Source organism: Paraburkholderia flava (assembly GCF_004359985.1).
Taxonomy (GTDB): Bacteria; Pseudomonadota; Gammaproteobacteria; order Burkholderiales; family Burkholderiaceae; genus Paraburkholderia; species Paraburkholderia flava.
This window is the reverse complement of sequence record NZ_SMRO01000002.1, coordinates 2,417,358-2,431,616: the sequence shown is the minus strand read 5'-3', so window position 1 is coordinate 2,431,616 and position 14,259 is coordinate 2,417,358. Positions and strand designations below refer to the sequence as shown.

Here is a 14,259-nt window from a genome sequence, read left to right as displayed (position 1 = left end):
TAGGGCTACGACGCGGCGGCGGGTGAGGCCGATGCATCCGATGCATCCGACGCTCCGCCATGTGCTCGCCGGTGAGCATGCGTGCTGCTGGCTGCGTCGGTTGAAGCGGCGGCGGCACTGCTTGCACCGCTGCCCGCATTCGCGGCATTCGCTGCATGGGCCGCGGCCGTGCGGATTTTTGCACCATCGCTCAGGCGATCCATCCCGTCGGTGACGACCGTATCGCCGGATGCGAGGCCCGACGTGATCACCGTGTTCTTGCCGTCGCTCGGACCCAGCGTGACCTTGTGGACCGACACCGTCTGGTTTGCATTGACGAGGTACACGTAGTCGCCCGGCGCGCCGGTCTGCACGGCGGGAGTCGGCACCAGCACTGCATTCTGCAGCGTATCGACCAGCAGCTTCACGTTGACGAACTCGTTCGGGAACAGCTTTTCGTCGTCGTTTGCGAAGGTCGCGCGCAGCGTCACGGTGCCGGTTGCGGTGGCCATCTGGTTGCTGACCGCGTACAGGCTGCCGGTGGCGATCTGCTTCGAGTTGTCGCTGCTGTACGCGGTGACCGGCAGACTCGCGCCGCTGTTCAGGCGATCCATCACGCGGGCCAGCGAATCCTGCGGCACGGTGAATTCGATGGTGGTCGGTTTGACCGTCGTGATCACGACAATGCCCGGCGACGACGACGCCGTCACGTAGTTGCCCGGATCGACGAGCCGCAGACCGACACGTCCCGCGACCGGAGCGGTGATGTGGCAATAGGCGAGATCGAGATCGTCCTGCGCGATCGTCGCGAGGTCGGCTTTCACGGCGGCTTCATCCTGCTGGACGAGGAACACCTGGTCCGTATAGGTCTGCTCGGCAATCGACTTGTGCTGGTTCAGCTCGGTGAAGCGCGCGAGATCGGAGCGGGCCTGCGCGAGCGCGGCCTTGTCTTTCGCGAGTTGCGCCTGCGCCTGCTGCTTCGAGATCTCGTACTGACGCGGATCGATCTGCGCGAGGAACTGACCTTTCTCGACGTCCTGGCCTTCGTGATAACCGACCGCCGTGAGATAGCCGCTCAGTTGCGGCAGCACGGTCACGGTTGCGGTCGGCGTCACCGTGCCGAGTTCGCTCAGCACCTCGGGCATCGGACCGAGCGTAGCTGTCGCTGCCGTGACGATCTGCGGCGGCGTGGCGCGTGTGGGTTTCTGCCGGCGCAGTACGTGAACCACGACGAGCGCGATCAGTACGAGCAGGACGATCGCGAGCACGACGAGAGTGCGTCGCGAGCGCCTCGGCTGCGTGGGCACAGCTTCGCTCATAGCAATATCTCCAAAGACATGGGCTGCCCACGATGCGGGGGCGGGGCATGCTGCGGGAACCGGCATGCCGTTAGATTGCGGCGAATGCCGGATCGACTGCTGCGGTGGCTGCGGCGGCGGCCGTGATGGCCACCGCACGCCGCGCGGATTGCGGGCTGGCGCACCGGGACGTTCATCTCATCCCGTCTCATCTCGCAACGGTGCGCGATGTGGCCGCGCGGCGGATACGCCGATCCGTGTGGACGAATGTCGTGCGAGCGTGTGCCGCGATGGACAACGGGAGTCGGTTAGCCATGCGCCGCAGTGTAACGTGCGCACCTTGCGATTCCGTTCACACAACCGTTAAAGAGATTGCGCAAAATTACAGGATACGGGCGGTGTAATGGCCGGTAAAAGGCCGCGAGAATCGGAGAGATTGCCGGAGAGCCCGGCGGGGCGGGGCGCAGCAGAGGGCGACGGGCGCATCGGCGCAACCGTCGCGGTAATTCTGTATTGAGGAGAGGTTAGAGAATGCGCCGCATGACGCGGCGCATCGTTTTCAAAAGGCTTTCGATGAACTGGGCTTAGCCCTGAGCGCTAGCCCTGCGGGAAATCGGCACCGACCGTCGTTGCTTCCCACGTGTCGAAGTCGTGACGCAGCGTATCGAGCTTCTTGCGTGCGAGTTCGAGCGCCGCCTTGCCGAGCAGCAGACGCAGCGGCGGCGTGTCGGACAGCGACGCATCGATGATCGCCTGCGCGGCGCGCACCGGATCGCCCGCCTGGTTGCCGCTGCGCGCTTCGGTCTGCTTGCGGCGATCGCCGGCGGTCGCGTCGTAATCGGCGATGCGCACCGCCGATTGTTTGATCGACGGCCCTGCCCAGTTCGTGCGGAACGGACCCGGCTCGACGATCAGCACGTCGATGCCGAGCGGCTTCACTTCGAGCGCGAGCGATTCGGACAGACCTTCCACTGCATATTTGGTCGCGTGGTAATAGCCGGTCGCCGCGAAGCTCGCGAGACCGCCGATCGACGACACGTTGACGATCAAGCCGCTTTTCTGCGCGCGCATCGTGGGCAGCACGGCCTTCGTGATATCGACGAGACCGAACACGTTGGTTTCGAACATGTCGCGTACCGCGTCGTCTTCGCCTTCCTCGATCGCGGCCAGATAGCCGTAGCCCGCATTGTTGACGAGCGCGTCGATGCGGCCGAAGCGCGCGACGGATTGCGCGACCACCTGCGCGACCTGCTCAGGGTTGTTCACATCGAGCGGCAGTGCGAGTGCCTGGTCTTCGTGACCCTTGACGATGTCCTCGACCTTCGACACGTCGCGTGCGGTGACGACCGCGCGCCAGCCGCGTTCGAGCACGAGTTTCGCGAGTTCGCGACCGAAGCCGGTCGAGCAGCCGGTGATCAGCCAGACGGGATTGTTGCGATTCATCATGGAGAGACTCCTGTTCGGTTCGGGTGACGGCCGTGGGGGAGACGGCATGCACGTGCGTGTGCCTTCCGGCGAGATTGCCATGGTAGGCCTGAGCATCGGGACAGGGAATGCCTGAATATCTTGAAGCTTTGCCGGATTCTCCTGGCCTCGCGCACTCGACGCGTTCGCCGGGATCGGGCCTGACAAAATCCATACGGGTTGTGCGGGCATCAGCGACGCACGCCGGGCATCATCAGCAATGGCCGTGCCACTGCGGCGCGGTTCGGTGGTTTATGCGGACGCGCGGGCCGCGTGTGCGGGATTGTTCAAGCGATTCGCGGACAGACCGATCCCCTTGCGCACCCGCGTATGCGGCGTCATCCGATAGACGATGAAGCCGTCGACGCGATCGATCGCGGGCCAGCCATTGCGTTCCATGAACGCGATACACGTGTCGTTGAACGCCTCGACCTTGACGTGGATTTCCTGCTTGAGACTGAAGACCCAGTCGAGTGCCGGTTCCCACAGCAACGCCCAGCGTCCGTGATACTCGGGCAGCACCGCGACGTGCGCTTCTTCGCCGTCGAAAATCATGCCCCCGATCGGTTTCCCGTCGTACTCGAAACCGATCGAGGGACATGCGTTGAAAAAATCGATGAAGCGTTCCAGCGTGACGACCTGCAGCATCTTTTGCCCGTGCTCGCCGAGCGTTCTATAACGAGCCATTTCTGCCTCGTAATAGACGTTCAGATCCGCACGAGCGCCAAGACCGAGCCGTTTCATCACGCCGGCTCGCCGAGGCCCGTTTCTTCCTCGCGTTCGAGGAGTCGCAGCATCGCTTTACGGATGTACGGGTCCGGGCTTTCTTCGAGTGCCGTCGCATAGCTGTGCCACGACGGATCTTTCAGAAGGTACAGGCAGAGTGCCTTCAACTCGGGACTTTCGTCGTCGGGCAAGCCGTTGACGATCTGCCATGCGCCCCGCACGTCGCCGCGTTGAATCGCCATCAGCACGGGGAAAATCAGCATGTCCTTCGAGGCCGGATGCACCTCGTGCAACTGCTGAAGAAGCGTCTCGGCCTCGTCGAAACTATTGGCCTTGATGCTGTCGATCACGGCCCGCCCCAGCCGGGCGGCCTCATTGGTCTGGAGCAGGTCCATGGGGAGTCCTCGCATCGATTACGTGTTCGAACCCGAGCCGCCGCTCAGCGCCTGCTCCACGCTCTGGATCAGTTGCTGGATCGCATTGTCCGGGGGCGAACCGGCCGGTGCCGGGCTGTTCGACTCGCCGGTTTCTTTTTTACCGAACAGTTCTTTCACGCCGTTGGCGCCTTCGAGGACCGGATTTGCTTTTTCCGCGACGTGCGAAACGCTGCCGAGTAACTTGCCTGCTGCTGCCATGGTGGTTCTCCTGGGGCAAAGGGTTGCTGAAGAGGGAGCTACGTTGGGGAACCGTGGTGACGGTACCTGTAGTCAATGTAGCGGCTGGAAGATGGGCGGCGAGGCGGGGATGCGAAGCGGGGTGCGGTGAAGCGAAGCCGTTTTTGATGAGGCGGGGGTTTGGGCGGCGTGTCTATGCGCGGCGGCTTGCGCCGCGCATGTCATTCGTGTTCAGCCTGCGGCCATCCCGCCGTCGATCGACAACGTAGTGCCGGTGATGAAGGTCGACGCGTCGCTCGCGAGAAAGACGACCGCCTCCGCTGTTTCCTCGAGCTTGCCCATTCTGCCGATGGGGTGCAGCGACGCGAGGTGAGCCGCGACATCGGGATCCGCAAGAAATTCGCTGATCATATCGGTCGCCACGAACGCGGGGCAGACCGCATTGACCCGCAGCTTCTGTTTCGCGTATTCGAGCGCTGCGGCGCGGGTAATGCCGATCACTCCATGCTTTGACGCGTGATAGGAACACGCGCCGAGCGCGGAACCGATCAGGCCGTACGTCGACGACATATTGATGATGGACCCGCCGCCGGCCTTCAGGATCTCGGGGATCTCATACTTCATCGACAGAAACGTTCCCTTGAGGTTGACGTCTATGACGGCGTCCCATGCTTCTTCGTCGGTGTCGGCGGTCGGCTGGCCCGATCGCGAGATGCCGGCGTTGTTGAACGCGATATCGAGTTTCCCGAATGACGCGACCGTACGGGAGACCGCCGACGCGCAGTCGTCCGCTTTCGTCACGTCGGTCTTGACGAAAATGGCTTCGCCGCCCATTTCGCGGATTTCGCGGACGACCTGTTGCCCTTCGTCTTCCCGTCGCGCGGCGATCGCGACCTTCGCGCCTTCCTTCGCGAAGAGCAGGGCAGTTGCCTTTCCGATGCCGGACGTTCCGCCCGTCACTAGCGCTACTTTTTCAACGAGTCTTGACACGACTTGCTCCTCACAGTGGGGTTAGTTTCCGGCTTCACAGCCATGTCGACGTCAGGCGGCAATCACGCGGCGCCGGTTCCATGAGGCCGCGTGGAGTGTCGAGTAGCCGTTAGCTCACGACGAGTTCTTTCGCGCCGGCATAGCGAATGGACGCGAGCAGAGCCGGCAGGCGTGGCCGCGTGAAAATTCTGGCCACACCCGCTTCGACAGCGGCTTTTATCGCTTCGTCATCCTGCGCAAAGATTGACCCGCTGACCGTGGCTCCTTGCGGAAGTGCGGCTAACGCGTCGCGCAGCACGGCGAGGTCGGAAACGGAGGAGAAATCGGTGTGGGCCGGCAATGCAGCGGCGCTGCTGTCAGCGTGAATCTCGACGGGTGCATGGGCTTCGGCGAGACGGCAGAGGCGCTGCAGGATCGCGTCGTTTTCTTCGTCCGGGGCGGCGACCTGCAGCGCTCCGTCGTAGACGACGCCGGTGCTTCCATCGACGGTTACCACGCGACCGTTGAGCGCGGCGACAACACCGCTACCGCAACCGACCACGCATGGGCGTCCCAACGCCCTGCCGACCACGGCAGCGTGAGAGGTGGCTCCGCCGGATTCCGTCACGATCGCACGGGCTGCAATCATGCCGTGCAGATCGTCAGGGCTGGTGGTGGCACGCACGAGCACGACATCTTCACCGAGTCGCGCACGACGTTCTGCTTCGTCCGGATCCGTGACGACGACGCCCCAGCCGACGCCAGGCGACGCGCCTTCGCCACGCTGTAAAGCATGCGCGCTCGTGGCAGCGCTATCGGCAAGCCGGGGCCGCAGACACGATCTGATCTGTTCGGGCGAGACACGCGACAGTGCGACTTCGGGGGAGGTCAATCCCTCGGTCACCATGTCGACTGCAATGCGAGCGGCTGCTTCGGGTGCGCGCTTTCCGGTTCGCGACTGAAGCAGAAACAGCTCGCCGCTCTCGACAGTGAACTCGATGTCCTGCATATCGCCGTTCGCGCGTTCCAGCAGTCGGGCTGCATTGAGCAGCCCGTCGAGTGCATCCGCCAGGTTGCTGCGCATCGTGTCGAGAGGATGCGGCGTCACTCTGCCGGAGACGATGTCTTCGCCTTGCGCGCACGGCAGGAATTCGCCATACGGCACCGGCTCGCCAGTCAGTGGGTTGCGGCTGAACAGCACGCCGGTCCCGGAGCGCGCGTCGCGATTGCCGAACGCCATCGCCTGCACCAGAACGGCAGTGCCGGCGTCATCGACGATGCCATGGTGAGCGCGATACCGTTGCGCGCGTTTCGAGTTCCACGAGCGAAATACCGCACGCACGGTCATGTTCAGTTGTGCCCGAACGTCGTCCGGCACCGGGCTGCCTGCTTTGGCAAGTGCGTCGCACCAGGCCGAAGGGTCGTTTTCTTGAGGAAATTCCACGGGCGGCGCGTTGAGCACCAGGCGAGTGAACAGATCGAGGAAGCGGCAATGGGTGTCGCGTGCGAATGCCGGATTCCCGCACAGTGTCGCGAGCAGCGATTCGGTCGCATCCGTGATGCCGACGTTCAGCACGGTATCCATCATGCCGGGCATCGAGACCGCAGCGCCTGAGCGTACGGACACCAGCAGTGGAGCAGGCCCGCCGCCGAACGTACGACCGGTGCGTGCCTCCAGCCATGCGATGCCTGCGGCAATTTCGTCTTCGATGCCGGTCAGGTTCGTTTCGTCGGCCAGATACTCCCGGCATGCGCGGTTGGTCACGACGAATGCCGGAGGGACGTTCAGACCTAACGCAGACATGTGCCCAAGAGACCACGCCTTACCGCCGATCAACTCCTTTGCCGGAAAGTCGCCGCCATCGAGTCCAAGCACCCATCTTCCAAATGAAATGGCCATAGGGTGTCCTATTCGGTACGCTGCCGCCCGACGATCCTGAGCAGATCTTCGTGCAACTGGAACCACACGGAGTGATAGCTATCGATGCTCGCGTCGCTTACCCATTTGATCGCGCCTTCCTCTACCTTCTCCAATGCCGCGAGCAGGCGTGCGCGATACTTTTCAAGCCGTGGCACCGCTTGAGCAAGGCGTGCCAACATGCTGTCCACGTGATCGTGCAAGGTGCCTAGCCGGTCGATTACCGCAAAGTCATGGCGCTTGTCATGGTGATCGTTTGCTATGCGTTGTCCGCCGATCTCGACCGTTTGCCAATCGGTGATCAAGGCCTTGAACTGGACGTTGATCCGCTCGAAGGCTTCGTAGTGAGCAATGAACGAGCTGTCCGTTCTGATGTCGGCGTATTCGTTTGCATAGCGGATTTTCAGCGCGACGCGTGCGAGCGGGCCAAGAATGAACTTGCCGTTTATTTCAACTGCACGGCCATTTTCCTGAGCCGCTGTTAGCAGGCGGAGCGTGTCCTCCGGGCTGATACCGGACAGCGTTGCGATGTCGGCGGAGAAGGCGTGAGGCTTGAGCGCAAGGGCATGGAGCACCGCGTACATCGAATCTGTCGATGCCTTGCGCGGGTCCGGCGTGTGGCTTGCGCCATGGTCGCGAAGTGTGCGCGAATGGCGCTGTTCGTGCCGGTAAAGGTCGTCGGCAAGCGATGTCTTTCGGTTGTACCTGACCCACGTTTCGCACAGATAGCGGAAGCGCGTCGAAGCAGCCACCGGCTCCAGCGCGCGTGCTGCTGCGTTGTATCCGGCAGCGGTAAGAATGCCTCGCGACGTGCGATAGCGATCTTCTTTCGGAGGCAGATGCGACGTGCCGCGCTGAAGATCGCCTGTCGACGGCGCGTAGTCCTCGTCCGCTATCAGCGAACAGGGTAGCGGCGTAAACATCGACGCCGGGCGATTGGCGTGTTGCATCATCACGAACGGCGACGCCTGTTGACTCGGCAGCGAAATCCCGCCGGCCAGCTCGGCAAGCATGCCCTCGGAAAACTCGTCGTTTAGCAACGGGCGAAAGCGTTCTGCGCGTGGGTCGATCGTGAACCAGTCGTCGGATTCGTAGACGCCCGCGATATGCGCGAGGTTTCTCATCGCCCCGTTGTAGATGAGTGCGCCGGCGTCTAGCAACTGGTCGCGAGACCATCCGGCGAGACGCATCCAGAGGTTCGTCATCGCCTCTTTCAGCCTGCCGGTGAGGTCATGAAACGCCGACGTCAGTTCGTCTGCGGACTCCATGCCGACGGGTATAAAACCATCCGACAACGGATCGGACGAATAGAGTCCGACACCGGTGATCATGTCGGAGGTGAACGCCGGGCTACTTTCAAAACTGCCCCAATCGTCGACGACGTCGAAATGGCATCCTTGCGTGGCGATCGTGACTCTCAAGTTGTTGTACGGGATATTCGCGGCGACGCCATCGAGCCATGGCAGGCCGCCTTCAGCCAGATCCATGAAGTCGCGCACCAGCATTTCATGCGTATCGTCGATCCGGTACGGACCCGAGTTGTGCACGTTGATCCGGCTCTCGCATGCTGCGACGAAACTGTATTGCGACGCCGTCGCCATGAAGTGATGTATGGCCTCGTGCAATGCGTCGCCGGGTTTGCACGGGTGAAGGTCGGCTGCGAATACCTCGAGCGTTCGATCGGGAAGAATCTGTGCGCGACGACCATACTCGCGGCTGGTCAACCGGTTGTCGTTGCGACGGTAAGCGAGCTGGAAGCGCCGCCAGAAATCGAGCAGATAGACGGTGTCTGCCGCTGCGTCCTGCGGCCGGAGCATGCCCATCGCCAGCAGCCATTCGCGGCCGACCAGATAGTGACCCGGCAAAAGCCAGCCCATCTGCGCGCTTTGAAGTTTGATGCCGAGATTGCGCGCGCGGTCAGCGATGTCCTCTGCCTTCATCGCCGTTTCGATCTTGCGAAGCAGCGACGGAAACCGATAGAACGAATTGAGAACGCCCAGCGCGCTACACGCGGAAAGCGGAAAAAGCGACGAACGTTGCACCGTTCGCGCGACGGCTAGCCAGTGCGTTTCGTCGCCGCAATTCTGGATGATGTTGTTGGCTTCCAGCACCTGAAGATAGCTCAGGCTGGAGTCCGTTTGCGTATGGACTATCTTTTCCGGGGCATTCATTGCGCAAACCTCCAGACGCGGGCGGCGCGATCCTGTCCGCTTTGATAGTCCTGCGCGGTTCGCGCGTCTGCACTGACCTCGATTGCCAAGCGATCGCCTTCGCGAATCCCGCTGATGCGCGCGTTCATCAGACACGGGATGCCGTATTCGCGCGCGAGGATTCCCAGGTGCGAGCGCACGGTGCCGGCCGCGCAAATGATGCCGCTGAACTGTTCGATGATCGGTGCGGTGAGCGTGCAGCCGCTGTCGTCGATGATGGCGATCGTGTCGGCCGGTACGCCGCTTTGCATGTACCGGATCACCTGATCGCTGGTACGGATGTAGCGGGCAATCCCAACGATGTCGGCGGCGTGTCTGACGACGTTATCGCCGCTGCCGCGCTGCTCGCGACCGGTGTCGTCGATAGACCCTACGATCGCATCGTGATGTTCGAAACTGAAGGCCGATAGCTCCGTTCCGAAGCCGTTCGTGTCCTTGTAGGCATCCGGCCGGTCGCGCAGCGACGTCAGCGATGCGGATGTAAAGCGATAGCCTGTTGCAAGCACCTGTTCTTCGATGCGTGCCAGCGCCTGCTTCGTAATCAGCGAGTCGGCGCCTCCGGACACGAACGACGTCCAGTCGCCACCGCTTTGCGCAACCTCGCGGTGGACGAGATCCCTGATTGCGCCGTGAATGGTCTCGACCAGCAGCGACGCTGGCGCGCCACCATACCAATTCTCGTTGGTGTATCGGTTCATCTTTGCCCTCGGATTTTTTAGTTCTTGGACGATCGAATAGTGGCCCACCATCGCTGCATTGTTTTTCGAAAGCTGGGGTCGGGATTTAAAGCGGTTCCGACCTTCGCATCAGAAACAATAGTGGACGCCGCAGATTAGACGGCTCTCGGAAAAAGATGTTTGAACGATTATGAACTGTCATCGATGCGTGACTTGTTCAGTCAAATCATCGGGTATGCAGGTGCGATAGAGCGTTAAGGACGGCGCGACGGTTCAGGAATGTTCACTTTGTCGGCGTTCGCAGGCGCTCTATGCTGGGTCGCCGCTTTAACCGGTAACGCCTTCGACAACTCAATATGGATATCAAATGATTCTTCCGGAAGACGTGAAATTTCATACCCCTATCGAGGTTGCATACGATTGGGCGGAAACGAATTTTTTCTCGGTCTATATAGCGAAAGCGAATATCACAGCCTGGGTGTACACCATCGCCCGGCCTGGCGTAGGGGCGTTCGTCGCGGACATCTCGATGATTAACGCGGTTGGGAAGACGTCGCTCGAAGCGCTATACGTCGATTTCCAGCAGCATCTGCCGATGCCGGAAAGGCTGGAGGATTACGAACTGCCTAACGGCCTCAAGGTTCGAACGATGAACGAGCCGCGCGATTACCAGGTCGACTACGTGGGTCTCGACGACACCGAACTCCACTGGACCGTGCGGGGCTTGATGGAGCCGTACGACATTCACGACAGGTCGATGGATCCGCTCGCATCAGGAGATGTCAACGCGACTGGTTTCGGCGCCGCTTACGCAAGTCATTTCGACATGACCGTGCATGTCACCGGCACGCTTAAAGTGCGAGGGCAGGTTTATAACGTCGATTGCGTGTCCACGATGGACCATAGCTGGGGGCCGCGAAACGAGCGAGGCTTGCCCGCGATGGGCTGGGTGAACGCAAGCTTCTCAAGGTCGCTTGCGTTTCAGAGTATCTGGACCTTCGAGCCATTCGCTGCCGACTGGCAACAGTTCAAGCTTGCGCATGGTTACGCATTTATCGACGGCAAGGTTCGTGGTCTCGTGTCCGGACGTCAGCGGGCGATCCGGCGCGGCGCTTTTCCGTTGAGCTACGAACAGGTGCTGACCGATATCGACGGGGTCGAACATCATCTGATCGGCGTCCCGGTGGCGCAGCATCCGTGGATCAGCTACAGCAGTTGTATGCCCGTTCTTTCGATGATGCGCTGGTTTTACGGAAGCCATGAGGGATACGGACAAGGGCAGGAGAACTGGCCGCTCGATCAATTCGGCGGTCAGGGAATTCGCTCATGATCGGGTGTTAGGGGCGGTTTCGAAAAGCTTTAGAGCGTGGCTACGGGCAATGGAGTATCCACGTGACGCCGCTTAACTTCCTGTGACCGCGCGCAGGATCTCCGCGCGCGTATCTATCGCCGCAAACTCTTTCGCCTTGCGTGTCGCCTGGAGCCTGTAGCCAGGATCGCTTAGTACAGTGCGGATGGCGTTGCGCAATGCATCGGGCGTGGGGTGCCCCGTCGAAAGATCGATGCCGACGCCGGACCACGCGACCCGCGCATTCACATCGGCCTTGTCTTCGCTCAGACCTGCGGTGACGAGCGGAACGCCGAACGTGAGTGCCTGATTGACGCCACCGTTGCCGCCGTTCGTGACGAACACATCGACCTTGGGCAACAGCCATTCGTACGGCAGGAAAGTGGCTAGCCGTGCGTTAGAAGGAATCGGACCCGGGATCGTATCCAGCGGACGTCCACCGGTAATCACCACCACCAGCAGGTCAGGCTCATCGGCGAGCGCTGCCAGTGTCGGTGCGACCAGCATACCGAAGTCCGTATTCGCGACGGTGCCTTGCGTGACATGCACGACTTTCCGCTTGCCGTTCAGGTCCGCCGCCCAGGGCGGCAGTGGATGAAGATTGGGTGTAATGGGCAGCGCGCCGATGAAGTGCACAGACGAAGGCACGGACGCACGCGGAAATTCGAAGCTCGGAACGGACGGCTGAAGATACGCATCGGCGAGCTCGATCGCAGAGTCGAAAATTCCTCGAGGCATCGAGCGGGCACCCAATGTTCCTAATAGTTCGTTGGCCCTCTTAACGAGCGGCTGCTCAAAATACCTCTCGTGATCACGTGCGAGAGCCGCGTACTGCACACGCTGCGCTTCAGTGGTCGCGGGTTGCAAACCACCCAGGTAGGGCGCTCCGTCTTCCCGTTCCCATGTGAGGAAATAAGTGCCGCAAAGAACAATGCGGTGACGCTTCTCGCTTGAGCCGAGTAGGATCGGCAACGTACCGAAGAACCCGCTTTCACCGACGATGACGTCGGCATCGAAGTCGCGTAGCACCGCCTGTAGTGCGGCGTACTGAAGCGGAAACGGGTCGACCAGCGCGTGCTCGACGGCGATGCGAAACCGCACGAGCGGCGGCGTGCCGTCGGGCAGGCTCTTGAGCATCGGATCGTTCGACATGATGTCGGCGACATCCGGGGAAGCCTCGGCCGGAAGCGGATAAAACATTGCACCTCTATTTTCGAACGGCCGGCGAAAGGGCTCGCCGGTCAGCGCGGCGACCTGATGGCCCTCGGCAATCAGAATGCGCGCGACTGCAATTACCGGATTGACATGACCTGCCTCGGATTTCGCCGCAATGACGATCTTCATTTGAATTCTCTCGATGCGGGCCGCTCGCCTCGATAGCTGTTCTTCCAGCATGACTGTCTTCGCAGCTAAGGTCGGGGTTGATCTTGTGCTTCCTGTTGGGTCGATGGCTTAAGCATCAAGATCGCATACGCGATTCTTTTTCATTCTGAACTTTGATGAACGGTGTCTACTACTGTCATGTTTAGCGATGCGAGTTCACGCATGAGTTCAGAAATGTTCATAGTGCCGCTTGACGCTGCATGCAAGACTGCCGCGACATCACGTAAGACAGGCCCACATGAAAATCGTACTCGCTGCGACGCCTTTAGCTGGCCATGCCAATCCGATGCTTGGCATCGCGCGCATCCTGATCGACGAAGGTCACGAGGTGGTGGCCCATACGGGACGCGCCTTTGAAGATCGCATCGTTCGTATGGGTGCCGCATTTCATCCTCTTCCGGTCAACGCCGATTTCGCATTCGGAGATCCCCACTCGAAAATGCCCAGCCTCGAAGCATTGCCTCCAGGACTGGAAAGGCAACGTCTCGGCATGCAACTCGTGCTGATCGATTACGTGATTGCTCAGCACGTTGGGCTACAGCAGGTCTTGCGAGATTTCGAAGCGGATGTCGTGATCGTGGATCATGTATTTCTGGGCGTCCTGCCTATGTTGCTTGGGCCGCGTGCGCAGCGGCCACCTGTCGCGATGTTCAACACGACGATCCTGCATTGGTCGCGGGAGGATGGCGCGCCGCACTACGTCGGGTTGCCGCCCGCGACAAGCCGGGCGCAGCGCGAACAGTATGCGGAGATCGCGCGGGAACACGACAGTGTGGTCTACGAGCCGCTTGTCGGTCGCCTGAACGGATATCTGGCGGAGCTTGGCGTTGGCCCGATGTCGATCAATCTCAACGATGCGGTTGTCGCACTGCCCGATGCGTTCATGCAGTTGACCGTGCCGGATTTCGAATTTCCGCGCACCACATTGCCGGCGTCGGTGAGATTCATCGGTGCATTGCCTATCGAAGAAAATCAGGCTCCGCTGCCTCCTTGGGCGGATGAACTGGATGACGGCCGCAAAGTGGTTCTGGTCACGCAAGGCACGGTGGCCAATCATGACTTCGGCCTGCTGGTCGCACCTGCGCTAGCGGCGCTCGCGGACGAGCCGGATCTGCTCGTGGTCGTCAGCACGGGTGGCCGGCCGGTCGAAGCCGTTCCCGGTCCCATCCCGGCCAACGTACGCATCGCCAGCTATCTGCCTTACGAGTGGCTGCTGCGCAAGGCCGATGTGTTTGTCACCAATGGCGGCTACGGCAGCGTCAACCAGGCGATGAGCTATGGTGTTCCTCTGGTTACCGCCGGGCGGACCGAGGACAAGGCGGACGGGAACGCACGCGTCGCGTGGTCCGGCGTTGGCATCGATCTGGCTACGAACTCGCCGACACCCGACGCACTGCGCGTCGCTATCAGAACGGTGCTCGACGCGACGCATTATCGCGAGCGGGTAGCCGCCATCGCACAGGCGTTCAAGCGTATCGATACGCGTGCCGAAATTGTTCGTGTGGTGGAATCGCTCGCTGTCGAGCGGAAGTTGGCGCGAAGGCAAGAGGGCCTCGCGCATCGGGACACAGCTTGAGTTGACCCGTTCATGCCACGGCGCGGCTTTAGTCAGGATGACCGAGGTCTTGCTAGCGTCGCGGCGAGTAGCCGACACCTGACCATCAGGTTCATCC

13 protein-coding genes are annotated in these 14,259 nt (G+C 61.3%); 3 read left to right on the top strand and 10 right to left on the bottom strand.

Going from position 1 to position 14,259, the window contains the following annotated elements; genetic code table 11:
* Nucleotides 1–5: 5 nt before the first annotated feature.
* The 8 genes from E1748_RS22210 to E1748_RS22175 form a co-directional block, all read right to left on the bottom strand.
* Complete coding sequence (locus E1748_RS22210) at nucleotides 6–1,298, bottom strand: efflux RND transporter periplasmic adaptor subunit (RefSeq protein ID WP_133649285.1); 1,293 nt, start codon at nucleotides 1,296–1,298, stop codon at nucleotides 6–8.
* A gap of 576 nt (nucleotides 1,299–1,874) precedes the next feature.
* Nucleotides 1,875–2,723 carry an oxidoreductase gene (locus E1748_RS22205; RefSeq protein WP_133649284.1) on the bottom strand — a complete coding sequence of 283 codons (849 nt, stop codon included), beginning with the start codon at nucleotides 2,721–2,723 and terminating at the stop codon, nucleotides 1,875–1,877.
* A 270-nt stretch (nucleotides 2,724–2,993) separates the two neighbouring features.
* Nucleotides 2,994–3,428 (bottom strand): GNAT family protein, encoded by a 435-nt coding sequence (locus E1748_RS22200; protein WP_133649283.1) that lies wholly within the window; start codon nucleotides 3,426–3,428, stop codon nucleotides 2,994–2,996.
* A gap of 56 nt (nucleotides 3,429–3,484) precedes the next feature.
* Nucleotides 3,485–3,862 carry an HrpB1 family type III secretion system apparatus protein gene (locus E1748_RS22195; RefSeq protein WP_240766727.1) on the bottom strand — a complete coding sequence of 126 codons (378 nt, stop codon included), beginning with the start codon at nucleotides 3,860–3,862 and terminating at the stop codon, nucleotides 3,485–3,487.
* A gap of 18 nt (nucleotides 3,863–3,880) precedes the next feature.
* Nucleotides 3,881–4,102 carry a hypothetical protein gene (locus tag E1748_RS22190; protein ID WP_133649281.1) on the bottom strand — a complete coding sequence of 74 codons (222 nt, stop codon included), beginning with the start codon at nucleotides 4,100–4,102 and terminating at the stop codon, nucleotides 3,881–3,883.
* Nucleotides 4,103–4,312: 210 nt separating this feature from the next.
* Entirely contained in the window at nucleotides 4,313–5,071 is a 759-nt protein-coding gene (locus E1748_RS22185; RefSeq protein ID WP_133649280.1) for a glucose 1-dehydrogenase, read from the bottom strand.
* Nucleotides 5,072–5,180: 109 nt separating this feature from the next.
* Entirely contained in the window at nucleotides 5,181–6,950 is a 1,770-nt protein-coding gene (locus E1748_RS22180) for a pyruvate, phosphate dikinase (protein ID WP_133649279.1), read from the bottom strand.
* Between the two features lie 8 nt (nucleotides 6,951–6,958).
* On the bottom strand, nucleotides 6,959–8,473 hold the full coding sequence (locus E1748_RS22175) for a hypothetical protein (RefSeq protein WP_240766726.1): 1,515 nt from the start codon (nucleotides 8,471–8,473) through the stop codon (nucleotides 6,959–6,961).
* A 3-nt stretch (nucleotides 8,474–8,476) separates the two neighbouring features.
* On the opposite strand from E1748_RS22175, the gene E1748_RS31825 reads away from it, so the two are divergent.
* Entirely contained in the window at nucleotides 8,477–9,028 is a 552-nt protein-coding gene (locus E1748_RS31825; RefSeq protein WP_240766725.1) for a hypothetical protein, read from the top strand.
* Between the two features lie 107 nt (nucleotides 9,029–9,135).
* On the opposite strand, the gene E1748_RS22170 is transcribed toward E1748_RS31825, so the two are convergent.
* Entirely contained in the window at nucleotides 9,136–9,927 is a 792-nt protein-coding gene (locus E1748_RS22170) for a PEP-utilizing enzyme (RefSeq protein ID WP_240766724.1), read from the bottom strand.
* A gap of 295 nt (nucleotides 9,928–10,222) precedes the next feature.
* Between E1748_RS22170 and E1748_RS22165 the strand changes: the two genes are divergently transcribed.
* Nucleotides 10,223–11,185 carry a DUF7065 domain-containing protein gene (locus tag E1748_RS22165; protein ID WP_133649278.1) on the top strand — a complete coding sequence of 321 codons (963 nt, stop codon included), beginning with the start codon at nucleotides 10,223–10,225 and terminating at the stop codon, nucleotides 11,183–11,185.
* 72 nt (nucleotides 11,186–11,257) lie between these two features.
* On the opposite strand, the gene E1748_RS22160 is transcribed toward E1748_RS22165, so the two are convergent.
* On the bottom strand, nucleotides 11,258–12,547 hold the full coding sequence (locus tag E1748_RS22160) for a nucleotide disphospho-sugar-binding domain-containing protein (protein WP_133649476.1): 1,290 nt from the start codon (nucleotides 12,545–12,547) through the stop codon (nucleotides 11,258–11,260).
* A gap of 277 nt (nucleotides 12,548–12,824) precedes the next feature.
* Between E1748_RS22160 and E1748_RS22155 the strand changes: the two genes are divergently transcribed.
* A complete protein-coding gene (locus E1748_RS22155; protein WP_133649277.1) occupies nucleotides 12,825–14,162 on the top strand; it encodes a glycosyltransferase in 1,338 nt (445 codons plus the stop codon).
* The last annotated feature ends 97 nt before the right edge of the window (nucleotides 14,163–14,259 follow it).